General features: G+C 48.6%; 1 protein-coding gene. It reads right to left on the bottom strand.

The features are described 5' to 3' along the window. Window positions 1-502: HAD family hydrolase (locus tag NE664_13305; protein MCQ4727609.1), on the bottom strand; the 502-nt coding region annotated here is incomplete at both ends.

Genomic DNA, 502 nt, shown 5'->3' with positions numbered 1-502 from the left:
CCGGTACTTCTGATACATCAAAGAAACGGCCTGTTCTCGACTTCTCCGTGATCATGAAGCTGTCACTTCCGAAAATCCCTTCTTCGATCCCCACATATTCATCCCCCCAGTAGCTGCACTCCTCCGGCAAAATCCCAAATTCCCGCTGAAGCTTATCCAGAATCGTGTCCACGTTATCACTTTTGCTGGAGAGTCCCACCTCCAGATATTTCGCATCACAGGTAGGGGCTACTGCAATTCCGTAAGAAGCTCCGATCATCCCGGAGATCTCCAGAAGCTTTGCTAAGCCGCCCTCAATCCCGTGACGGCGTAAGCTCTCTTTGAGAATCACCAGTTCATTTTCCTGAAGGAACAGCTGATCCCCTCTCTGATTCGACACCATCAAATCAATTTTGCAGTAATTCGGCCTGGAGAACACGATGTCCGTAGGGAAATCGTACTTTTTTAACAGTTCCTTATGAATATCAAAGCAAATGCTGTGAACCGCCAGAAGGCCTTCCCG

Origin of the sequence: Anaerotignum faecicola, from assembly GCA_024460105.1 — a bacterium.
GTDB lineage: Bacteria > Bacillota > Clostridia > Lachnospirales > Anaerotignaceae > JANFXS01.
Note: the sequence above shows the minus strand (reverse complement) of the source record. Positions and strands in the feature narration are given on the sequence as shown.